Source organism: Ochrobactrum vermis (genome assembly GCF_002975205.1).
In the GTDB taxonomy this organism is placed as follows: domain Bacteria; phylum Pseudomonadota; class Alphaproteobacteria; order Rhizobiales; family Rhizobiaceae; genus Brucella; species Brucella vermis.
The window spans coordinates 155,564-177,119 of record NZ_PCOC01000001.1 but is presented as its reverse complement, the minus strand read 5'-3'; the positions used below and the strand labels follow the sequence as shown (position 1 = coordinate 177,119).

Below are 21,556 nucleotides of genomic sequence, written 5' to 3'. Positions count from 1 at the left end.
GGATGAATATCTATTCCTCGAAGCACTGTTTACACGATGCCTGACTGGCGCTATCGAGGTTCTCCCGCAGATGAAACCGGAGGGAACATGCCAGCCTCGACGCCGAAGGGCAACACATCAGAACGCGCACCCACAGCCAGTGAGAAGGAAGCGCTAGACTTTCACGCGCAGGGTCGCCCGGGCAAGCTGGAGATCAACCCCACCAAGCCCATGACCACGCAGCGCGATCTGTCGCTCGCCTATTCTCCGGGCGTCGCCGTGCCGGTGAAGGCAATCGCCGAAGACGCCGCCCGCGCCTATGACTATACGGCCAAGGGCAATCTGGTCGCAGTCATCTCGAACGGCACCGCCATTCTGGGCCTCGGCAATCTGGGCGCGCTCGCATCCAAGCCGGTAATGGAAGGCAAGGCCGTGCTGTTCAAGCGCTTTGCCGATGTCGACTCCATCGACCTTGAGGTCGATACGACCGACATCGACGCCTTCATCAATGCGGTACGCTATCTCGGGCCGTCGTTCGGCGGCATCAATCTGGAAGATATCAAGGCGCCAGACTGCTTCATCATCGAGCAGCGCCTGCGCGAATTGATGGATATTCCCGTCTTCCACGACGACCAGCACGGAACGGCAATCATTGCCGCTGCCGGTCTGATCAATTCGCTGCATCTGACCGGACGCGACATGAAGACGACGAAGCTCGTCTGCAATGGCGCAGGTTCGGCGGGTATTGCCTGTATCGAACTCATCAAGGCAATGGGCTTTGCTTCGGAAAACGTCATCCTGTGCGATACCAAGGGTGTCGTCTATCAGGGCCGCGAAGAAGGCATGAACCAGTGGAAGTCTGCCCATGCGGTGAAGACCGACAAGCGGTCCCTCGCAGATGCCATGAACGGTGCAGATGTCGTGTTCGGCCTTTCGGCCAAAGGCGCGTTCACCGAAGACATGGTCCGTTCCATGGCACCGAACCCGATCATCTTCGCCATGGCCAATCCCGACCCGGAAGTCACGCCTGAAGAAGTGGCGCGCATCCGTGATGATGCCATCGTTGCCACCGGTCGTTCGGATTATCCGAACCAGGTCAACAATGTCCTTGGCTTCCCTTATATCTTCCGTGGCGCACTCGATGTTCGTGCAACCACCATCAACGATGCGATGAAAATTGCAGCCGTCAACGCGCTGGCCGAGCTTGCCCGTGAGGACGTGCCGGACGATGTGGTCGCCGCATATCAAGGCAGCCGCCCACGTTTCGGCTCGAGCTACATCATCCCGGTGCCGTTCGATCCACGCCTGCTTGCATCCGTCTCGGCTGCGGTCGCCAAGGCGGCGATGGAAACCGGCGTTGCCGGACGCGCCATTGCCGATATTGAAGGCTACAAGCGCGAACTGTCAGCGCGTCGCGATCCGATCGCTTCCACGTTGCGCGGCATCTATGAACGTGTCCGCCGTCAGCCGAAGCGCATCGTCTTCGCCGAAGGCGAAGAAGAACAGGTGATGCGCGCCGCCGTTTCCTACGTCAATCAGGGTCTCGGCACCGCCATTCTGGTTGGCCGCGAGGAACGGGTGAAGGATACGGCCAAGGCTGCCGGTCTCGATCTTGACCGTCCCGGCATCGAAATCATCAATGCACGCCTGTCGAGCCGCAATGCCGCCTATGCCGACTATCTCTACGAGAAACTGCAGCGCAAGGGCTATCTGACGCGCGATTGCCACCGCCTCATCAACAATGACCGCAATCATTTTGCGGCCTGTATGGTCGCGCTCGGCGATGCCGATGGCATGGTAACGGGCGTGACCCGCAATTACGCGACGGGTCTGGACGACGTGCGCCGTGTGATCGATTCCAAGCCCGGCCACCGCATGGTCGGCGTTTCCATCGCGCTTTGCCGCGGTCGTACGGTGTTCATCGCCGATACCGCCGTCCATGAAATGCCGACCGCAGCCGAACTTGCCGATATTGCAGTTGAAGCTGCAGGCATGGCGCGCCGCATGGGGTATGTGCCACGTGTCGCGCTGACCGCCTTCTCCACTTTCGGCCATATGGGTGGTGAACGTTCCGCACGCATTCAGGAAGCCGTCCGCATTCTGGCGACACGTCATGTCGATTTCGAATTCGACGGTGAAATGAGTGCCGATGTGGCGCTGAACCCGAAGCTGATGGAACAGTATCCATTCATCCGCCTGTCAGGCCCGGCCAATGTGATCGTCACGCCGGACAATCATTCGGCCTCGATTGCCGCCGACATGCTGCAGGAACTGGGTGGTGCAACAGTCATCGGTCCATTGCTCGTAGGCCTCGACAAGCCCGCGCAGATCGTCACCATCGGTGCGAAGGATTCCGACATCGTCAACATGGCGGCAATCACTGCCTATAATGCGACGAACTGAAAAATCAGCGAATAATAGTGAAACAGGCCGGGGAAACCCGGCCTTTGCTTTTGGATATTCATCATCCATAAAAGCGGCTATAGGATAGTGACCACCGTCCACTATCCTTTCTCCGCAAACCGGATCTACATGCCGCATGAGCGCACACGACCTTAAGCTGGAAGAGATCGTCAATCCCGAGACGCTGCGCCGCAAGCTCAACGAACTGGCGGATTCCACGGACGAAAGCTACACCAGTTCTACCGTGCGCAAAGTGGTGCTTCAGGCTCTGAAGGACGCGCTGGTGCGCGGTCGCGCCAATGCAGAAGGCTTGCTAATGAAGGATGGCGGCGGCACGCTATGCGCCAAACGCCTTTCCTTTCTCATGGACACGCTGATCGAGGCGCTGTTCGAATTCGCCACCACCAAAGCCTATCCGATGGTCAATCCGTCGAAGGCCGAGAATATGGCCATCATCGCTGTCGGCGGATATGGGCGCGGCGGACTGGCGCCGGGGTCGGATATCGATCTTCTGTTTCTGCTACCTTACAAGCAGACCCCCTGGGGCGAGCAGGTCGTCGAGTATATGCTCTACATGCAGTGGGACATGGGGCTGAAAGTCGGCCATTCCACGCGCAATATCGATGAATGCATTCGTCTGGCGCGCGAGGACATGACGATCCGCACGGCGGTTCTCGATGCGCGATTTCTCACCGGCAATCGCGAGCTCTTCAAAACACTTATCACCCGCTTTGAAGAGGAAATCGTCAAGGATACTGGCCCGGAATTCATTCAGGCCAAGCTTGCCGAACGCGACCAGCGTCACCGAAAGGCAGGCGAAACCCGCTATCTGGTCGAGCCGAACGTCAAGGAAGGCAAGGGTGGGCAACGCGACCTGCATACGCTGTTCTGGATCACCAAATACTTCTATCGCGTCAAAACGAAGGAAGAGCTGGTCAAGCTTGGTGTTCTGTCGCGTGCCGAGCTGAAGCTGTTCAACAAGGCTGAGGATTTTCTCTGGGCCGTGCGGTGCCACATGCACTTTGCGACGCTGAAGGCGGAAGAACGCCTTTCCTTCGACATCCAGCCTGAAATTGCCGAACGTCTCGGCTATACAGCGCATCCCGGCCAGAACTACGTCGAACGCTTCATGAAGCATTACTTCCTCGTGGCAAAGGATGTTGGCGACCTCACCCGTATCATCAGTGCGGCACTGGAAGAACAACAGGCCAAGCATGTGCCGGGCTTCAACCGCATCTTCCTCACCTTCTCGCGGCGCAAGCGCAAGCTTTCCGCAGACGGTGATTTCGTTTCGGAAAATCACCGCATCAACATCGCACGACCGCAGGTTTTCAAGGAAGATCCGGTCAATATCATTCGCCTCTTCCATCTGGCCGACAAGCACGGGCTGGAATTTCATCCCGAAGCCATGCAGAGCCTGACCCGCTCGCTGAAGCTCATCAATGCTGATCTGCGTGAAAATTCCGAAGCCAACAGGCTTTTCCTCGAAATTCTCACTTCGCCGCGCAACCCCGAACTCATTCTGCGCCGCATGAACGAATCCGGCGTGCTTGGAAAGTTCATTCCGGATTTCGGCAAGATCGTCGCCATGATGCAGTTCAACATGTATCACCATTATACGGTGGACGAGCATCTGTTGCGCTGCATCGCCGTACTTTCGGAAATCGAGCATGGCGAATTGGAAAACGAACATCCACTTTCAAACCACCTGATCACCACGATCAAGCGGGACCGCAACCTGCTTTATGTGGCGCTGCTCCTGCATGACATCGCCAAGGGGCGCCCGGACGATCACTCGATCGCCGGTGCGCGCATTGCCCGCAGGCTTGGACCACGGTTCGGCCTTACCCCTGCCGAAACGGAAACCGTCGAATGGCTTGTGCGCGAACATCTGACCATGAGCATGGTGGCGCAGTCGCGCGATCTCAATGATCGCAAAACCATCATCGACTTCGCCGACACCGTGCAGACCATGGAGCGCCTGAAGCTTCTTCTGATCTTGACCGTCTGCGACATCAAGGCGGTTGGCCCCGGCGTATGGAATGGCTGGAAAGGCCAGCTTCTGCGCACACTCTTCTACGAAACCGAGCTGGTCCTGACCGGCGGTTTTTCGGAATTGTCCCGCGCAGACCGCGATCATCAGGCGCGGGAGGCACTGGCGGAACGGCTTTCCGATTGGCCGAAGGATAAGCGCGATGCCTATCTTGCCCTTCATTACACCAACTATTTCCTGACGGTCAGCCTTGAGGATCAGGTCAGGCACGCCCATTTCATTCGCGAAGCTGATCGCAACGAGCGGGCACTGGCCACCATGGCCAAACCGCATACTTTCGAGGCGGTCACGGAAATCACCGTTCTGGCACCTGATCATCCGCGCCTGTTGTCGATCATCACCGGTGCCTGCGCGGCGGCAGGCGGCAACATTGTCGACGCGCAGATTTTCACCACCGGTGACGGGCGCGCACTGGACACCATTCTCATCAGCCGCGAGTTCGACACTGACGATGACGAACGCCGCCGTGCCGAACGCGTCGGCAAGGTCATCGAGGATGTTCTGTCCGGCAAGGCCCATCTGCCCGACGTACTGGCCAAACGCACCAAGCCGAAGAGAGCCGCCAAGGCTTTCAAGCTGGAGCCGCGCGTCGAGATCAACAACACGCTCTCCAACAAGTTCACCGTCATCGAAGTCGAAGGTCTGGACAGGCCCGGCCTGCTTTCAGAACTGACCGGCCTTATTTCCGACCTTTCACTGGATATTGCTTCAGCCCACATCACCACTTTCGGCGAGAAGGTGATCGACAGTTTTTATGTGACTGACCTTGTGGGTCACAAGATTTCAAACGCCACCCGCCAGGGCAATATCAGGCGCAAGCTGCTTGGTGTTCTCAGCGGGGACAATGGCAGCAAGACAAACGGTCGCTCGTCGCAGGCCGCAGCATAGGTTTTTCAGTCATATGAGTTTGGTCAAAAAGTTCGCCACGGTCGCGTCCGGAACGCTGATGAGCCGCATTTTCGGATTCACGCGCGAGATGTTCATGGCGGCAGCGCTCGGCACCGGTCCGGTAGCCGATGCCTTCAATGCCGCGTTCCGTTTCCCGAACACATTTCGCAGGCTCTTTGCCGAAGGCGCTTTCAATTCCGCCTTCGTGCCGCTCTTTGCCAAGGAAATCGAGAAGAACGGTATGGACGGCGCCCGCCGTTTTTCCGAAGAAGTCTTTGGCGTGCTCTTTACCGTGCTTCTGTTCCTGACCATCGTGATGGAACTTTCGATGCCCTTCATCGTGCGGACGGTGATCGCGCCGGGTTTCACCGACGATCCGGTAAAATTCGACAATACGGTCCGTCTCGCCGTCATCATGTTCCCCTATCTCGCCTGCATGTCGCTGGCAGCGATGATGGGTGGCATGCTCAATTCGCTGCATCGCTATTTTGCGGCGGCGATTGCGCCGGTCTTCCTCAACATCATCCTGATCGGGGTGCTGGCCGTTGCCTGGTGGCGCGGCTATGACGCGCTTTCGGTTGGCTACGGCCTTTCCTGGGGTGTCATGGCTGCAGGTCTGGTGCAACTTGCTATTGTCTGGCTTGCCGTGCGCAATGCTGGCATCAAGATCGGCTTCCGTCGTCCGCGCCTGACATCAAATGTCAAACGACTGCTGGTGCTGGCGCTTCCCGCAGCGATCACCGGCGGCATCACGCAGATTAATCTGCTCATCAACACCAATATCGCATCGGGCATGGAAGGCGCTGTTTCATCGCTGGTCTATGCGGATCGCATCTATCAGCTTCCGCTCGGCGTCGTCGGCATCGCGGTTGCCACCGTGCTTCTGCCTGAGCTGTCACGCGCTCTGCGCGGCGGTCACATGAAGGAAGCCTCGAACCTGCAAAACCGCTCGGTCGAGTTCACATTGTTTCTGACCCTGCCAGCCGCTGCCGCGCTTCTGGTCATGTCGGAACCCATCGTCCGGCTGTTGTTCGAGCGCGGCAAGTTCAGCCCGGATTCCACGCTCGTCGTCTCCAACATTCTTGCGATCTATGGCCTCGGCCTGCCCGCTTTCGTGCTGATCAAGGCGTTTATTCCCGGCTTCTTCGCCCGCGAAGACACGCGCACGCCGATGATCTTCGCCGCGATTTCCGTTGCGGTAAACGTCACGCTCGCCCTCACACTTTTCCCGCGCCTCGGCCCGGCCGGCATCGCCACTGCCGAAATCGTGGCTGGCTGGGTCAATGCTATCCTCCTGTTCGCCATGCTGGTGAAGCGCGGCCACTGGGGGCGGGATATTCCGCTGCTCACCCGTATTCCGCGCCTGTTGATCGCCGCAGGCGTCATGGCATTCGGTATCCATTATGCCATCGGCTATTTTGCCTACGAGCTTTCCTCTGCAGCGCCGCTGGTCACGCGGGCGGGAACCGTTTGTGCCATGGTGATTGCAGCGATGATCGTCTATTTCGGCCTCGCTTTCGCTCTCGGTGGCGCAAATACCGGTATGATCCGCCGCAATGTCAAACGCGGCGCAGCCAAGAAACAGCCCGACAATGACGCATAATTGTCCTTGAAACACCTTTGCGTCTCTGCGAAAACACGCCACATCGTCAAAGCCCCCTGCTCTCCACCGGCAGGGGTTCATTTTAGGAAACAGCTATGAGCACGTTCAAACCGCTTGTCTTCTCCGGCGCACAACCGACCGGAAATCTTCACCTCGGTAACTATCTGGGTGCGATCAAGCGGTGGGTGGACATGCAGAATACCAACGACTGCATTTATTGTGTCGTCGATATGCATGCGCTGACCATCTCGCCCGATCCGGTTGATTTGACAAACTCGACCCGGGAAGTGACGGCTGCTTATCTCGCCGCCGGTGTTGATCCGAAGAAGAGCATCGTTTTCAACCAGAGCCGCGTCATGCAGCATGCGGAGCTTGCATGGGTGTTCAACTGCATTGCGCGCATCGGCTGGATGAGCCGCATGACCCAGTTCAAGGACAAGGCAGGCAAGGACCGCGAAAATGCTTCGCTCGGCCTGTTCGCCTATCCAAGCCTGATGGCTGCCGACATTCTGCTGTATCGCGCCACCGCCGTGCCGGTTGGCGAAGACCAGAAGCAGCATCTGGAATTGACCCGCGACATTGCGCAGAAATTCAACAATGACTATTCCGACCGTATCGCCTCGCTGGGAATCGGTGTGGATATGCAGGTGGGTGACGAGCATGTATCGGGGTTCTTCCCGCTCACCGAGCCGGTTATTTCTGGCCCTGCCATGCGCATCATGTCGTTGCGCGACGGCACCAAGAAAATGTCGAAGTCCGATCCGTCCGATCTGTCACGCATCAATCTGATCGATGACGAAGACACCATCACCAAGAAGATCCGCAAGGCAAAGACCGACTCGGACGGCCTGCCTACAGAGCTTGACGGTCTCGCCGGTCGCCCGGAAGCGGAAAATCTGGTTGGCATCTATGCAGCACTTTCCTCTCAATCGAAGGAAGAGGTGCTGAAGGAATTTGGCGGGCGCCAGTTCTCCGAATTCAAGGCGGCACTGGCCGATCTGGCGGTGGCGAAGCTTTCGCCGATCACCCACGAGATGCGCCGACTGGTTGCCGATCCGGCCCATATCGACAGCGTTCTGCGCGATGGCGGCGAACGGGCTGGTGTGATTGCAGAACAGACCATGCGTCATGTTCGCGATATCGTCGGCTGGCTGCAGAACTAAATTTCTTATTTATCAAACGGGCGGCGGTATTTTTGCTGCCGTCCGTCTTCATTTGAAAATCAGCGTTCGATCCTCAAGCATCCATCAAATGTCAGCTTGCAGACGATCAATCCCGATGGCAAATTGCGGCCATGGTATCAAAACGACTTAGCCGGGAAGCCGGTCACCGCCGCAAGTTTCTTGCTGTCATCGACGAGACGCCCGAATGCGGGCGTGCTGTTGCCTATGCCGCGCGCCGTGCAAAAAACACCGGCGGCTCGCTCATCCTGCTCTTCGTGATCGATGACTCCGATTTCCAGCAAATTCTGGGCGTCGGCGAAATCATGCGTTCCGAAGCACAGGATCGTGCCCGCGCAGCGCTTGAAAAATTCGCGGCAACCGTGCGTGCGGATCAAGGGATTGAGCCGGAAATCAGCATCCGTGAAGGCGAAACCGCCGAAGAGCTCATGTGTCTCATCGAGGAAGATCAGGACATCGCCATTCTGGTTCTCGCTGCTGGTTCTGGCAAGGAAGGACCGGGCCCTCTCGTGCAATCGCTTGCCGGCCGTTCCCAGTTCCCAATCCCGGTTACCGTCATTCCGGCAGGTATGAGCGACGATGACATTGATGCGGTGACCTAATCACCCTATATTGATGACAACTGATACACGCAGGATCAGGACAGTACTTGCGTCCATATGGATCTGCGCTTACGAGAATCGTTCCAAAATCTGAAAGCGGGACAACTGGCATGTTCATCCAGACTGAAACCACGCCCAACCCGGCGACCCTGAAGTTTCTTCCCGGCAAGGTCGTTATGTCGGAAGGCACCGCCGATTTCCGCGACGCCTCCACCGCTGGCAACACATCACCGCTCGCAGCCAAGCTCTTTTCGGTTCCGGGCGTGACCGGTGTTTTCTTCGGCTACGACTTCATCACTGTCACCAAGGAAGACGGTGAGTGGCAGCATCTGAAGCCGGCCATCCTCGGCACCATCATGGAACATTTCATGTCGGGCGCCCCTGCAATGGCAAGCAACGGCAATGTCGACGCCGCTGCCGCGCATGGCGAAGAAGAGTTCTTCGATGAGGCCGATACCGAAACCGTCGAAATCATCAAAGAGCTGATCGAGACCCGTGTTCGTCCAGCTGTTGCGCAGGATGGTGGCGATATCACCTTCCGCGGCTTCGAAAACGGCACCGTGTTCCTGCATATGAAGGGCGCCTGCTCCGGCTGCCCATCATCGACGGCAACATTGAAGCACGGCATTCAGAACCTTCTGCGCCATTTCGTGCCGGAAGTGCAGCAGGTCGAACAGATCTGACCTGATTAAAGTTGCAATGAAAAAGGCCGCTCAAAGCGGCCTTTTTCACGTCTGTTATCGTCTGGACTTATTGTTTCACAACGACCTTCGCACCCTGTTCGGTGCGGTCGTAGAGATCCATGATGTCCTGATTCATGAGGCGGATGCAACCGGAAGACATGGCCTTGCCGATGGACCACCATTCCGGCGTTCCGTGCAGACGATAGCCCGTATCGCCGCCCTTGTTGTACAGATAAAGGGCACGCGCGCCGAGCGGATTGCGCAGGCCGGGATCCATGCCGTTGCGATATTTTGCCAGTTCCGGCTGGCGCTTGATCATCGCAGACGGCGGCGTCCAGGTCGGCCATTCCCGCTTCATGGCGACGCGCGCCGAACCGGACCATTCGAAACCTTCGCGACCGACGCCGATGCCGTAACGCATGGCCTTGCCCTCAGGCATGACAAGATAAAGGAATTTTTCCCGCGTATCGACGATGATCGTGCCAGGGGCCTCATCAGTCGGATATTTGACGATCTGGCGGCGATATTGCGCCGGGATCTTCGTGCTTGGGATGGCCGGAACGACATAACCGGCGTCCGTGACCGAAGAATAGGATGCCGTATAGAAAGTGCCGCCTACAGTCGAGCAGCCTGCCAAGGCACCTGCCAGAAAGAGAGCCGTCGTCAATTTTAGGACGCGAGAATTCATGCATTCCCCCAGATTGGTTCATTCCGTCAATGGGACCACGAAGGGTCGAAGATAGAAGCGAATCGCTCGTTCTTGTTGAAGATGGGGTAGTATTGTTAACCAGGCGTTAACCGTAAATTGAAAATTCCTTGATAATGACATTTTTTAGCCATGTTTCGCCTTTTTGCCGCAATTTTCGTGCGGCTTGCACCTGCTTTCCGATTGTTTCGATCCGAAACCACGCACAAAATGCATCCATGCCCATTGTGATTCCCAATCAGACTCATCCCCTTTCCGACGGCCGGCAGTCCGAGAACGCCATGCTGGTGCGTCGTGGGGTGCAGCGTCTTTTTCTGGAGATGGGGCTTGCGGCATTACCCGAGCTGCCACTGGCATCCGGCAGGCGCGCCGACCTGATCGCGGTCAGCCGCAAGGGCGAAATCTGGATCGTGGAAATCAAATCCTCGATCGAGGACTGGAAGGCGGACCGCAAATGGCCTGAATATCGCGCTTATTGCGATCGGCTGTTCTTCGCCACCCATCCGGCGGTACCGCGCGAAATATTCCCGCAAGAATGCGGCTTCATCCTGTCAGACGGATATGGAGCGGAAATCCTGCGCGATGCGCCAGAGCATAAATTGCCCGGCGCAACGCGAAAGGCGCTGATGTTGCGCTTTGCGCGAGCAGGCGCTGCTCGCCTGACGATTGCCGAACTCGCCGGTCTCGATGTACCCGAGACCGAAATAGATTGATTTATACCAAAAACCGATGAGTATGACTCATCGGTTTTTGGTTAAGCCCGAGTGGCGATTGAACTTTTTCTAGGCGTGATGCGTCAGCATCTCAGCGCCTTGGTATTAGAGCGCATCCCGAAAAATGTGAAACGGTTTTCGGGTAAGATGCGCGTCAAAACAAATCGTTAGAGTGCCGATCTGATTCAATCGGATCGAAACGCGTTTTAACGAGGCGCCCGTTTTGCCAAGATGCGCTGCAAGGTACGGCGATGCATGTTGAGACGACGTGCCGTCTCGGAGACGTTGCGCTCGCACATTTCATAAACGCGCTGGATATGCTCCCAGCGAACTCGGTCGGCAGACATCGGATTTTCCGGCGGTGCAACCTTTTCACCAGGACGGCGGGTCAATGCTGCGAAGACCTCATCCGCATCCGCAGGCTTCGACAGATAGTCGATGGCACCGAGCTTAACGGCATTCACAGCGGTTGCGATATTGCCGTATCCGGTAAGAACGATAGCGCGCGTGTCGGCACGGCGCGAGCGGATAGCCTCGATGATATCGAGACCGTTGCCATCGCCGAGCCGCATATCCACGACCGCATAGGCAGGCGCAGCGGCCTTGGCGGCGGCAATGCCTTCTTCAACCGATTCCGCAGTCGTCACCTGAAAACCCCGGCTTTCCATGGCGCGGGCAAGGCGCTGCAGGAAGGGCTTGTCGTCATCAACCAGAAGGAGGGTCGGATCGTTGCCTATGGCTTCGGTGTCTTCCTGCTTCAAGTCGTCCATCGGGTGCTTCCTGCCTGTATTTTTCTTTCCTTATTGATACCCCTGCGTCAAAAAGTCAAATAGCCATTGAATTGTTGAAGCAATCTCAGCATTCATCCACATGCAGGAACGATGCAAACCTTTGTATTTTCAGAATATTTTGAAATATGGACACAAGGATTTGATCGTAAAATCGTGTATCGCAGGCAGCCGCTTCAGACGGACCAGTATTCCCGCGCCTCGGCAGGGAGCCCTGCCAGAACGTCATCCAGCTTCACTTGATCGATATGCACCCGAAGCGCCTTGGCAACGTCGTAAATAGCTGAATCTGGTGCGAAATTGTGATTCTTGCGCAGCGATTGCACTTCGCGGGTCAAGGCTTGCCGGCTCAGAAATGGTCGTTTCGCTTCGCCAATATCCCAGTTTTCTACAAAAATCGCGCGAAGAACCGGCGGCAGTATCCCGGCAAAGCGAATCGCCTGACCGACATCGAGCCGGTGGCGGAAGGTGAGCAGAACGGCCTCCACCATCGTATAGGCCTGATTGCGTGTAGCGAGCCCTGCCTCATCCCGCGCCATATGGAGAAACTTGTCGAACTCCTGCGTTGCCCTCTGGATTTCAAGCGGGATCGTCATGCGGCATCCTTCTTCAGCCGGATGTGAATGCGGAGCGGGGCCAAACCACTTTCACTTCCGCCCCCTGCCCCGGATTGCTTCGATTACGGAAAGCAATTTGCGCGCCGGAGCGTTCCAGCAGGGTTTTGGCGATGAACAGGCCAAGGCCAAGCCCGCCGCCATTACGGGTGTTATCACGGCTCGTCATATACGGCTCGCCGATACGATCGAGGATTTCCGGCTTGAAGCCGCTGCCGTCGTCCTGGATGGTCACGCTCACCTGATTATCCGTCCAACCCCAAGTGACACTGACATTGCCGCGCGCGAAATCGACCGCGTTTTCCACCAGATTACCCAAACCGTAAAGCAGTCCGGGATTGCGCCGTGTCACCGGTTCCGGCATTGGTCCCGCTACCTTCTGCACGTCAATGGTGATGCCGAAATTACGGTGCGGTGCGATCACCTCCTCAATGAGTGAGGACAGCGGTAGCCGCGACATGTGTTCCTCATTTTCCGAGGAGAGGCTGGTCAGCCTTCGCAGAATTTCACGACAGCGCTGCGTCTGCGAATGCAACAGTGCAATGTCTTCGCTAAGACCGACATCGACGGGATTCTTGGCATAGGAGCGCTGCATTTCCTTCACCACCAGCGCAATGGTGGCAAGGGGGGTGCCAAGCTCGTGGGCGGCGGCGGCGGCAAGTCCGTCCAATGCCGTCAGGTGATGCTCACGCTGAAGAATGAGTTCTGCGGCACTCAGCGCATCGCCAAGCTGGCGTGCTTCTTCGGCGATGCGGTAGGCATAAACCCCGGTAAAGCCCAGCGCCGACGCAATCGCGCACCAGATACCAATGACAAACAGGAATGGCAGGTTCAGTGTTTCGCCCGGATACCAGGGCAATGGCTCATGTTTGACGGTGAGAATCGAGGTACAGGCCACGACCAGCAAGGCCAGAACCAGCGTATGCCGTGCGGATAGCGAGGTCGCCGAAATGATGACCGGCACGATCATGAGAATGACGAAGGGGTTTTGCAGGCCGCCGGTGAGATAGAGCAGGCCAGCCAATTGCAGGACATCGAAGGCCAGCACAAGGCTTGCCGCTGCCGGATTCAGCCGGTGATTGGTGGGGAAGCGAAATGCCAGATACAGATTGAGCCAGGCAGAGCAGGCAATCAGCGCAAAGCAAATCCCGACAGCAAACGGAAACTGCAGATAAAGCGCCACCAGCATGACTGCCGCCGTCTGCCCGGCGATGGCCAGCCAGCGCACGCGGACCAGTGTGGTCAGACGCGGCCGGCGCGAAAGATTGGAAGCGCGATTCTCGAATTCTGCGTGCATTGATCCCTCTATCTTGCCCCTTATGGGGCAAGCGCGGACAGAAATGCAAGCGGAACTGCGCTATCCGGTCGCAGGCTAGATTCAGGTTCCGCGCGGCTTTGCCCGGCGTGTTGCTTCCGCATTGGCCGGATCTTCCGGCCAGACATGTTTGGGATAGCGCCCACGCATATCGGACCGCACATCGGCCCATGATCCTTTCCAGAAACCCGGCAAATCGCGGGTGATCTGGATCGGGCGATGGGCTGGCGACAGAAGCTCCAGCAGCAAGGGCACCTTGCCGTTGGCGATGGCCGGATGCACGCCAAGACCAAACAGTTCCTGCACGCGAACTGCGAGCACCGGCTCTTCGGCATCATAGCGGATCGGAATATGCGATCCGGTCGGCACCGTGAAATGCGTCGGCGCCAGTTGATCCACACTGCGCTGAAGGTCGAAGGGTACGAGGCTCATCAGGCCGTTCTTCAAAACATGGCCCGGTATGCGGTCGAGCTGCGCTTCGCCGGTCAGGAAGGGCGGCAGCCAATCCTCCAGCGTCTCCAGCAGATACTCGTCTTCCATGGATGGCCAGGGGTCACCAAGCCCGCGATAAAGCCAGCCAAGACGACGCCGCAGAATATCGGCTTCCTTGCCCCAGGGCAGAATACCAAGCCCATTTTCGTGCACGGCGGCAATCACGCCCTCATCGGCAGCACTTCCCGATGGCGCGGCCAGCGGCTTTTCCGAAAGAGCAATTGCGCCGATGCGCACGGCTTCGCGTGCTCGCAGCGCGTTCTTTTCCGGATCGTAGACCACCTGTCGTCCACTCTCGATCCGGTCGCCAAGAGCTGCCCGTATCTCCGCCTCCGACACTTCGGCAGCCGAAAGAATGCGTGCGCGTCCTGCCTTGCCGGACATATCCGCCACCACCAGCCATGGCGTACGGCTGAGACTGATCGCATTATCCACCTCACCGCCACGACCATTGGCCAGCAAAAACTGCCCGGTCTGCCCGCGCGCTCTGGCGATGCGGTCGGGATAAGCGTCGATCAACATACGACCGATCCCTGATCCTGCGGGTGCACCCTGATTGAGCACATTGGCGGCAAGGCGCTTCGCCAGACCTTTGGCCCTTTGGGCACGGTCCGAACGGTCGTTGCGAAAACGCGAGAAACGTGTGTCGAGATCGGTTTCGTTGCCGCCAAGGCCACGCTCCGTCAAAAGCACGGCGAGTTCGGCAGCCTTTGAGGCTTCGCCGCGCTTGCCTGCCTCGGCCACCATATGGGCAAGACGTGCAGGCAGAGCGAGATGACGCATCGCTTCGCCGTCAGGGGTCAGACGCCCGGCCTCGTCCAATGCACCGAGCCTACGCAACAGAGCGCGGGCTTCGCTCAGCGCCGGTTTCGGTGGTGCATCGAGAAAGGCAAGCGTTGCCGGATCGGTTACGCCCCAAGCGGCACTATCCAGCACGAGGCCTGACAGATCAGCCTCCAGAATTTCAGGCGGAGAGAAAGCGGGCAACGCGGCTGTCTGTCCCTGATGCCAGAGGCGAATGGCAATGCCGGGCTCAGTCCGCCCCGCGCGTCCCGCACGCTGATCGGCGCTTGCGCGAGACGTGCGCACGGTTTCCAGACGTGTCAGGCCGGTAGCCGGTTCGTATTTCGGCAGGCGGGCAAGGCCGCTGTCGATCACCACGCGCACGCCGTCAATCGTGATGGAGGTTTCGGCAATCGAGGTCGCCAGAACCACCTTGCGCCTGCCTTCCGGTGCTGGCTTGATCGCCGCATCCTGATCGCGACCCTCCATTGCGCCATAAAGCGGCGCAAGCATCACATGGGTCGGCACGCGATCTTCCAGAAGGCGCACCGTTCGCTCGATCTCGCCCTGCCCCGGCAAGAAAGCCAGAATACTGCCCGTCTCGTCGGCCAGCGCGTCGCGAATGCTGCGCGCCATCGCATCTTCCACGCGCTCGTCGGCTTTTCGTTCGCGATAACGAATATCGACAGGAAAGGCCCGGCCCTCGCTTTCGATCACCGGCGCGTCGCCCAGAAGGGCAGCCACGCGCGCGCCATCAAGCGTTGCCGACATGACCAGAATTTTCAGATCGTCGCGCAACGCCGCCTGCACATCGAGCGCCAGCGCCAACCCGAAATCCGCATCAAGGCTGCGTTCGTGGAACTCATCGAAGAGAACTGCTGCAACGCCCTTCAGGTCAGGGTCGTCCAGGATCATACGCGCAAAAACGCCCTCGGTGACAACGAGGATTTTGGTCTTCGCCGAGACCTTGCTTTCGAGGCGCATACGATAGCCGACCGTTTCGCCGGGCTCCTCGCCCAGAAGCTGTGCCATACGACGGGCGGCTGCGCGTGCCGCCAGACGACGCGGTTCGAGCAGCACGATCATGCCATCCTTACGCCAAGTGGCATTCAGCATATGAATAGGCACCAGTGTCGTCTTGCCTGCACCGGGCGGCGCGACAAGGACTGCGCTCGCATGATGCGCCAATGCCTCATCCAGCTGAGGCAGAATTCGTGTCACAGGAAGATCGGGCAGACTCGTCAAAATAATTTCCGTTAGATAAGGCTTTCGCTTTCGTGCTTATCACACAGGGAACGCACATGATCCATATTCGAAAATCTAATCCGGCGGATGCCTCCGCCCTCACCGCCATCTGGCGCGCAAGCGTGCTGGCAACGCATGACTTTCTAAGCCGCGAAGATTTCGCTGAAATCGAAAAGCTGGTCGGTGAGCAATATCTGCCAAATGTAGAAGTCGATGTCATTGAGGATGACGGTAAGCCGGTTGGCTTTATGGGCATGACCGATAACAATATCGACAGCCTGTTCATCGCACCCGACCAGCGCGGCAAAGGTATTGGCAAGCATATGATTGCGCACGCGAAAAAGCGCGGCACGCTGACCGTCGATGTGAATGAGCAGAACACGCAAGGCGTGGGCTTTTATCGCCATGTGGGCTTTGTCGAGACAGGTCGCTCGGAAACTGACGATCAGGGACGCCCTTATCCGCTGCTGCATCTCAAGCTTGAGGCTTAAAATCCAGGACGTGCCAATTGTTGAGAAAACTATTCCTACAAAAGGCATTTCCGGAGCAATTGACATACTCCCCTAGAGTATATAGATTTCGCTGAAGTCGGGAGTTTCCATGCCGCATTCACCGGAAGACAAGAAGCGCGCCTTGACGCGCCTGCGCCGCATTCGCGGACAGGCCGAAGCGCTGGAGCGCGCGGTCGAGGCTGGCACGGAATGCGCGGCATTGCTGCAGCAGATCGCGGCCCTGCGCGGTGCGGCCAACGGGCTGATGGCGGAAGTGCTGGAAAGCCATTTCCGCGAGACATTTGCACAGGAAATCGGGGACGTGCAGGAAACCAAAGCTGACCCCGATACGCAAATCGACGAAATCATGCGGATTCTACGCACCTACCTCAAATGAGTGCGTTGCTCTAAGATAGACTGAAAGGGAGAAACATCGTCATGAAATCACGCGCAGCCGTTGCGTGGGAGGCGAAAAAGCCGCTCACCATCGAAACAGTCGAGATTGGCGGTCCACGAGCTGGCGAAGTGCTGGTCGAAATCATGGCGACAGGTGTTTGCCATACAGATGCCTATACCCTTTCGGGTCTCGATTCCGAAGGCAAGTTCCCGGCCATTCTCGGCCACGAAGGAGCAGGCATCGTGCGCGAAGTGGGCGCTGGCGTGACCTCGGTCAAGCCGGGCGACCATGTGATCCCGCTCTACACGCCGGAATGCCGCCAGTGCAAAACCTGCCTGTCGCAGCGCTCGAACCTCTGCACCTCGATCCGCGCCACGCAAGGTCAGGGCCTGATGCCTGACAAAACCTCGCGCTTCTCCTGCGATGGCGGCGAAGTGTTCCACTATATGGGCTGCTCGACCTTCTCGAACTTCACCGTTCTGCCGGAAATCGCCGTCGCCAAGGTCCGCGAAGACGCACCATTCGACAAGATCTGCTACATCGGCTGCGGCGTAACCACCGGCATCGGCGCAGTGATTTATACGGCTAAGGTTCGTCCGGGCTCCAATGTCGTCGTGTTCGGCCTCGGCGGCATTGGCCTCAATGTCATTCAGGGCGCGCGCATGGTCGGCGCTGACAAGATTATCGGCGTGGATATCAATCCGGCCAAGGTCGAAATGGCAAAGAAGTTCGGCATGACCGACTTCGTCAACCCGCGTGAAATCGGCAATGACAAGGTCGTTCAGGCCATTCAGGACCTGACCGACGGCGGCGCAGACTATTCCTTCGACGCCACCGGCAACACCAATGTCATGCGTCAGGCGCTGGAATGCTGCCATCGCGGCTGGGGTGAATCCATCATTATCGGCGTTGCGGAAGCTGGCAAAGAAATCGCCACGCGTCCGTTCCAACTGGTCACGGGCCGCGTCTGGAAAGGCACCGCCTTCGGTGGCGCGCGCGGTCGCACCGACGTGCCGAAAATCGTCGACTGGTATATGGACGGCAAGATCAACATCGATGATCTCATCACCCACACCATGCCGCTTGATGAAATCAACACCGCCTTCGACCTCATGCATGAAGGCAAGTCGATCCGTTCGGTGATTGTCTACTGATGAGTGAAAAACTTCTCGTTTCCCAATGGGACGAAATCGACAACCTGACCCCACGCGCACTTTATGCGATGCTGAAACTGCGCGTGGATGTCTTCGTCGTCGAGCAGAAATGTCCCTATCCGGAAATCGACGGTAAGGACGCCGATGCGTTTCACTTGCGCATTCTCGATGGTGAGGAACTTGCAGCCAGCCTGCGAGTTCTACCACCGGAACAGGATGGAAAGCCGGTGAAGATCGGACGCGTCGTAGTCGCGCCGGATTATCGCGGCTACAAGCTCGGCCAGCGTCTGATGCAAGAGGCTATCGATTTTGCTCATGCCCGCTTTCCAGGCATCGCGATTGAGCTTGGAGGCCAGAGCCATTTGCAGAAATTCTATGGCTCGTTCGGCTTCGTGGCGATTTCCGACGAATATCTCGAAGATGGCATTCCGCATGTCGACATGCGATTGGAACCAAGGGAAACGGTTGCCTGATGTTTCTGCTGCGCCGCCATATGTCCTTCTATCTTGGCGCCTTTGGCGGTGTTGCAGCATTCATCATTGCCTGGCTTCTTAAAAGCCCCCTTGCCCCGGTCGTCGGCGCAAACTGCTTCTTCGTGCTCTATCTGGGGCTGGCGGCCTCCGCCTTGCCAAAACTCACTGCTGGCTTCCTGAAAAAACACGCGGCAAGCGCTGACGAGCCCGTCTGGATCATCTTTCTGGTGACCTTTGCAACAGTTCTCGTCGCAATCGTCTCGCTGTTCATTCTCATCAACAGCGAGACAAAGGCCGATACTTTCTCGCTGGTCATGACACTTGCGTCTGTGCCGCTCGGCTGGTTCACCATACATATGATGACGGCCTTGCATTATGCGCACGTATATTGGCAGCCGGGTGAACTGGCTGGCGACGACACCAGCCATGCCAGCCGTTATCGTGGCGGCTTCGACTTCCCCGGAACACCGGAACCCTCCGGTTGGGATTTTGCCTATTTCGCCTATGTCATCGGCATGACGGCACAAACGTCCGACACGAGTGTCACGACGCCTGCCATGCGCAGGGTCACGCTGCTGCACAGCATCGTCTCCTTCTTCTTCAACACCGTGCTGGTCGCCGCTTCTGTCAATGTCGCAGTGGCGCTCGGAAGCTGAACAAAACTGAGGTTCTTTCATGGAAACCATTTCGACCGCAAAGTGCTTTGATGGAACGCAAGGCGTTTATCGCCACAAGAGCGAGACGAACCAGTGCGACATGACCTTTGCTGTCTTCCTGCCGCCGCAAGCCGCTAACGGGCCTGTGCCGGTGCTTTGGTATCTTTCCGGTTTGACCTGCACGCATCAAAACGTGATGGACAAGGGCGAATATCGGCAATTGGCCGCGGAGCTGGGAATTGCCGTTATTTGCCCCGATACGAGCCCGCGCGGCGATCACATTCCGGATGAGCCGGACAACTGGCAGTTTGGCAAGGGTGCCGGTTTTTATGTTGATGCCACGCAAGAACCGTTCGCCAAGAACTACCAGATGTACAGCTATATCACGCAGGAACTGACCGATCTGGTGACGCGCGAATTTCCGCTCGATATGGCGCGGCAGGCCATCACCGGCCACTCCATGGGTGGTCATGGCGCGCTGACGATTGCGCTGAAAAACCCGGACCGGTTCAAGTCAGCCTCGGCTTTCGCGCCCATCGTCCAGCCATCGACTGCCGGATGGTCGAAACCGGCGCTGGAAAAATATCTCGGACCGGAAGAGCGGGCATGGCGCGCCAATGACGCCACGCTGCTGATCGAAGATGGCTACAAGTTTCCGGAATTTCTGGTCGATCAGGGCACCGCAGACGGTTTCCTGAATGACGGCCTGCGCCCGTGGCTGTTGGAAGAAGCCTGCAAGAAGGCTGGCATTCCCCTCGCGCTCAACATGCGTGAGGGCTATGATCATTCCTATTTCTTCATTTCGACCTTCATGGATGGCCATCTGCGCTGGCACGCTGAACGCCTGAAAAGCTAGTCAGCGCTTCATCACCTTCATCGGCAGACCGCCTTGCGGCTGGGTGGTGAGCTTTTGTACCGGCCACGGCTTCGTCGTTTCCAGCACCTCGAAACGACGGCCATCGAGCAGGATGGCAAGTGCAATCACAGCCTCCTGCAAGGCAAAGCTTGCGCCAATGCAGACACGGGGGCCCGCACCGAAGGGCAAATACTGAAAGCGGTCAAGCTTGTCTCGGTTTTCGGGCCAGAAGCGTTCGGGCATGAAAGCGTCCGGCTGATCCCAATAGAGCCGGTGACGGTGGATCACCCACGGCATGACCAGCACGGTCGCGCCCTTTGGGATTTTCAGATCGTCATAGGTATCGTCGGTCGCCGCCTCACGGTTGATCGACGGTGCGGGCGGATAAAGCCGCATCGCTTCCTCGAAGGCTGCGCGTGTGAAAGGCAGCGATGCCAGCCATTCCTGCGGTGGCAGGTCACGCCCGCCTTTTGCAAAAAAGCCATCAATTTCCGCTTCAATACCTTCGCGCTCGCTCGGCGCCTTGGCGAGCAGATAGAGCGTCCAGCCAAGTGCACGTGCAGTCGTTTCATGACCTGCGCCAATGAAGGTAATGATATTGTCCTCGATCTCGGAGCGGCTCAATCCTTCCGGGCCTTCCGCACGCAAAAGCAAAGTGAGGAAATCGCTCGGCACATCTTCGCCCTTGTCCATGCGAGCTTTGCGGAGTGCGATAGTGTCGGAGACCAGCTCACGGAAGAAGCCGAGCGATTGCTGTCCGCGCAGGCGTGTGAGGCGTGGAAGCCAGTCGGGCAGTCCCAGAAGGTCGAACGGATCGACCCGCCCCATGGTCTCGAACAGCTTGTCGATCTGATGTGCGAAATCGTTGGGATCGCCTGCGATCTCACCTGAAAACAACGTCTCGGCCAGAATGTCATAGGTCAGGAGCGTCATATCATGAGCGACATCGGTGATTGTACCGGAGGTCTTGTATCGATCGGCGAACTGGCGCGACCGGTCGCGCATGGCCTCGGCAAAACCACCGATATGACGCGGCGTGAAAACCGGCGCCATGGCTTTTCGCGACCGCTTCCACACCTGGCCCTCGGCCGTCAGCAGACCATCGCGCAACAAGGGCCGCAGCACGCGCTGACGAATGGCGGACATGGGATAATTGGCGGCATTGTCGACCAGCACATGACGGATCAGTCCCGGATCATTGGCGATGATGGTTTTCATGCCGAACCAGCTGACCGAGATCCACCGCTCGTTATAGGACGGCTCGCCCCACAGCTCGAGCGGGTTCTTGTAGACGACCCGCATCATCTCGAAACGCCCGACCGGCTTTTCTCGCGGTCGCGGTGCAGGCGGCACGAATGGACCCGGTCTTTCGCTCATAACGTTCGCAATTTCCATCAAACGTTCCTTTCGTCATAAAACAGGTCGAGAACGTCTCCGTCAAACCGGATATAGGCATCAATTGTGGCGGTTCCAGAAGCCGC

At 57.9% G+C, this 21,556-nt stretch carries 19 protein-coding genes; 13 read left to right on the top strand and 6 right to left on the bottom strand.

Annotated features, from left to right (window positions below):
• The first annotated feature begins 87 nt into the window (after positions 1-87).
• The 6 genes from CQZ93_RS00805 (at position 88) to CQZ93_RS00780 (ending at position 9,392) form a co-directional block, all read left to right on the top strand.
• Positions 88-2,382: an NADP-dependent malic enzyme gene (locus tag CQZ93_RS00805; RefSeq protein WP_105540891.1), complete on the top strand. Its 2,295-nt coding sequence runs from the start codon at positions 88-90 to the stop codon at positions 2,380-2,382.
• A 136-nt stretch (positions 2,383-2,518) separates the two neighbouring features.
• Entirely contained in the window at positions 2,519-5,323 is a 2,805-nt protein-coding gene (locus CQZ93_RS00800; protein WP_105540890.1) for a [protein-PII] uridylyltransferase, read from the top strand.
• Positions 5,324-5,336: 13 nt separating this feature from the next.
• A complete protein-coding gene (murJ, locus tag CQZ93_RS00795) occupies positions 5,337-6,926 on the top strand; it encodes a murein biosynthesis integral membrane protein MurJ (RefSeq protein ID WP_105540889.1) in 1,590 nt (529 codons plus the stop codon).
• Positions 6,927-7,021: 95 nt separating this feature from the next.
• Positions 7,022-8,089 (top strand): tryptophan--tRNA ligase, encoded by a 1,068-nt coding sequence (trpS, locus tag CQZ93_RS00790; RefSeq protein WP_105540888.1) that lies wholly within the window; start codon positions 7,022-7,024, stop codon positions 8,087-8,089.
• 131 nt (positions 8,090-8,220) lie between these two features.
• Positions 8,221-8,709, top strand: a complete 489-nt coding sequence (locus CQZ93_RS00785; protein ID WP_105540887.1) for a universal stress protein — start codon at positions 8,221-8,223, stop codon at positions 8,707-8,709.
• Between the two features lie 110 nt (positions 8,710-8,819).
• A complete protein-coding gene (locus tag CQZ93_RS00780; RefSeq protein WP_105540886.1) occupies positions 8,820-9,392 on the top strand; it encodes a NifU family protein in 573 nt (190 codons plus the stop codon).
• Between the two features lie 67 nt (positions 9,393-9,459).
• On the opposite strand, the gene CQZ93_RS00775 is transcribed toward CQZ93_RS00780, so the two are convergent.
• The gene (locus tag CQZ93_RS00775; RefSeq protein ID WP_105540885.1) at positions 9,460-10,080 is read right to left on the bottom strand and encodes a L,D-transpeptidase; all 621 of its coding nucleotides are present in this window, start codon (positions 10,078-10,080) and stop codon (positions 9,460-9,462) included.
• A 236-nt stretch (positions 10,081-10,316) separates the two neighbouring features.
• Here CQZ93_RS00775 and CQZ93_RS00770 point away from each other — a divergent pair, with 236 nt between their 5' ends.
• Positions 10,317-10,811 (top strand): MmcB family DNA repair protein, encoded by a 495-nt coding sequence (locus CQZ93_RS00770; RefSeq protein ID WP_105540884.1) that lies wholly within the window; start codon positions 10,317-10,319, stop codon positions 10,809-10,811.
• 206 nt (positions 10,812-11,017) lie between these two features.
• On the opposite strand, the gene regA is transcribed toward CQZ93_RS00770, so the two are convergent.
• The 4 genes from regA to hrpB all read right to left on the bottom strand — a co-directional run bounded on the left by regA (position 11,018) and on the right by hrpB (position 16,048).
• Positions 11,018-11,581 (bottom strand): global response regulator transcription factor RegA, encoded by a 564-nt coding sequence (regA, locus tag CQZ93_RS00765; protein WP_006465866.1) that lies wholly within the window; start codon positions 11,579-11,581, stop codon positions 11,018-11,020.
• Positions 11,582-11,775: 194 nt separating this feature from the next.
• Positions 11,776-12,195, bottom strand: a complete 420-nt coding sequence (locus tag CQZ93_RS00755) for a DUF2267 domain-containing protein (RefSeq protein WP_105540883.1) — start codon at positions 12,193-12,195, stop codon at positions 11,776-11,778.
• 13 nt (positions 12,196-12,208) lie between these two features.
• On the bottom strand, positions 12,209-13,510 hold the full coding sequence (locus CQZ93_RS00750; protein ID WP_105540882.1) for an ActS/PrrB/RegB family redox-sensitive histidine kinase: 1,302 nt from the start codon (positions 13,508-13,510) through the stop codon (positions 12,209-12,211).
• A gap of 81 nt (positions 13,511-13,591) precedes the next feature.
• Positions 13,592-16,048 carry an ATP-dependent helicase HrpB gene (hrpB, locus tag CQZ93_RS00745; RefSeq protein WP_105540881.1) on the bottom strand — a complete coding sequence of 819 codons (2,457 nt, stop codon included), beginning with the start codon at positions 16,046-16,048 and terminating at the stop codon, positions 13,592-13,594.
• Positions 16,049-16,104: 56 nt separating this feature from the next.
• Between hrpB and CQZ93_RS00740 the strand changes: the two genes are divergently transcribed.
• The 6 genes from CQZ93_RS00740 (at position 16,105) to fghA (ending at position 20,075) form a co-directional block, all read left to right on the top strand.
• Positions 16,105-16,539 (top strand): acetyltransferase, encoded by a 435-nt coding sequence (locus CQZ93_RS00740; RefSeq protein WP_105540880.1) that lies wholly within the window; start codon positions 16,105-16,107, stop codon positions 16,537-16,539.
• Positions 16,540-16,648: 109 nt separating this feature from the next.
• The gene (locus CQZ93_RS00735; protein ID WP_105540879.1) at positions 16,649-16,936 is read left to right on the top strand and encodes a metal/formaldehyde-sensitive transcriptional repressor; all 288 of its coding nucleotides are present in this window, start codon (positions 16,649-16,651) and stop codon (positions 16,934-16,936) included.
• A gap of 41 nt (positions 16,937-16,977) precedes the next feature.
• Complete coding sequence (locus CQZ93_RS00730; protein WP_105540878.1) at positions 16,978-18,090, top strand: S-(hydroxymethyl)glutathione dehydrogenase/class III alcohol dehydrogenase; 1,113 nt, start codon at positions 16,978-16,980, stop codon at positions 18,088-18,090.
• Positions 18,090-18,563, top strand: a complete 474-nt coding sequence (locus CQZ93_RS00725) for a GNAT family N-acetyltransferase (RefSeq protein ID WP_105540877.1) — start codon at positions 18,090-18,092, stop codon at positions 18,561-18,563. Before CQZ93_RS00730 ends, CQZ93_RS00725 begins: the two co-directional genes overlap by 1 nt.
• Positions 18,563-19,219, top strand: a complete 657-nt coding sequence (locus tag CQZ93_RS00720; protein WP_105540876.1) for a DUF1345 domain-containing protein — start codon at positions 18,563-18,565, stop codon at positions 19,217-19,219. The genes CQZ93_RS00725 and CQZ93_RS00720 overlap by 1 nt, the downstream gene beginning before the upstream one ends.
• A 19-nt stretch (positions 19,220-19,238) precedes the next feature.
• Positions 19,239-20,075 (top strand): S-formylglutathione hydrolase, encoded by an 837-nt coding sequence (gene fghA, locus CQZ93_RS00715; RefSeq protein WP_105540875.1) that lies wholly within the window; start codon positions 19,239-19,241, stop codon positions 20,073-20,075.
• Here the strand turns inward: fghA and CQZ93_RS00710 are convergent, their stop codons facing one another.
• Positions 20,076-21,452, bottom strand: coding sequence for a cytochrome P450 (locus tag CQZ93_RS00710; RefSeq protein WP_286151623.1), 1,377 nt, complete (start codon positions 21,450-21,452; stop codon positions 20,076-20,078). It lies immediately after the preceding gene.
• Positions 21,453-21,556: the final 104 nt, after the last annotated feature.

Excerpts from the sequence above, each read along its gene's own strand:
- CQZ93_RS00805 (WP_105540891.1), top strand. The coding sequence starts at position 88 with ATGCCAGCCTCGACGCCGAAGGGCAACACATCAGAACGCGCACCCACA.
- CQZ93_RS00800 (WP_105540890.1), top strand. The coding sequence starts at position 2,519 with ATGAGCGCACACGACCTTAAGCTGGAAGAGATCGTCAATCCCGAGACG.
- murJ (WP_105540889.1), top strand. The coding sequence starts at position 5,337 with ATGAGTTTGGTCAAAAAGTTCGCCACGGTCGCGTCCGGAACGCTGATG.
- trpS (WP_105540888.1), top strand. The coding sequence starts at position 7,022 with ATGAGCACGTTCAAACCGCTTGTCTTCTCCGGCGCACAACCGACCGGA.
- CQZ93_RS00785 (WP_105540887.1), top strand. The coding sequence starts at position 8,221 with ATGGTATCAAAACGACTTAGCCGGGAAGCCGGTCACCGCCGCAAGTTT.
- CQZ93_RS00780 (WP_105540886.1), top strand. The coding sequence starts at position 8,820 with ATGTTCATCCAGACTGAAACCACGCCCAACCCGGCGACCCTGAAGTTT.
- CQZ93_RS00775 (WP_105540885.1), bottom strand. The coding sequence starts at position 10,080 with ATGAATTCTCGCGTCCTAAAATTGACGACGGCTCTCTTTCTGGCAGGT.
- CQZ93_RS00770 (WP_105540884.1), top strand. The coding sequence starts at position 10,317 with ATGCCCATTGTGATTCCCAATCAGACTCATCCCCTTTCCGACGGCCGG.
- regA (WP_006465866.1), bottom strand. The coding sequence starts at position 11,581 with ATGGACGACTTGAAGCAGGAAGACACCGAAGCCATAGGCAACGATCCG.
- CQZ93_RS00755 (WP_105540883.1), bottom strand. The coding sequence starts at position 12,195 with ATGACGATCCCGCTTGAAATCCAGAGGGCAACGCAGGAGTTCGACAAG.
- CQZ93_RS00750 (WP_105540882.1), bottom strand. The coding sequence starts at position 13,510 with ATGCACGCAGAATTCGAGAATCGCGCTTCCAATCTTTCGCGCCGGCCG.
- CQZ93_RS00740 (WP_105540880.1), top strand. The coding sequence starts at position 16,105 with ATGATCCATATTCGAAAATCTAATCCGGCGGATGCCTCCGCCCTCACC.
- CQZ93_RS00735 (WP_105540879.1), top strand. The coding sequence starts at position 16,649 with ATGCCGCATTCACCGGAAGACAAGAAGCGCGCCTTGACGCGCCTGCGC.
- CQZ93_RS00730 (WP_105540878.1), top strand. The coding sequence starts at position 16,978 with ATGAAATCACGCGCAGCCGTTGCGTGGGAGGCGAAAAAGCCGCTCACC.
- CQZ93_RS00725 (WP_105540877.1), top strand. The coding sequence starts at position 18,090 with ATGAGTGAAAAACTTCTCGTTTCCCAATGGGACGAAATCGACAACCTG.
- CQZ93_RS00720 (WP_105540876.1), top strand. The coding sequence starts at position 18,563 with ATGTTTCTGCTGCGCCGCCATATGTCCTTCTATCTTGGCGCCTTTGGC.
- fghA (WP_105540875.1), top strand. The coding sequence starts at position 19,239 with ATGGAAACCATTTCGACCGCAAAGTGCTTTGATGGAACGCAAGGCGTT.
- CQZ93_RS00710 (WP_286151623.1), bottom strand. The coding sequence starts at position 21,452 with ATGAGCGAAAGACCGGGTCCATTCGTGCCGCCTGCACCGCGACCGCGA.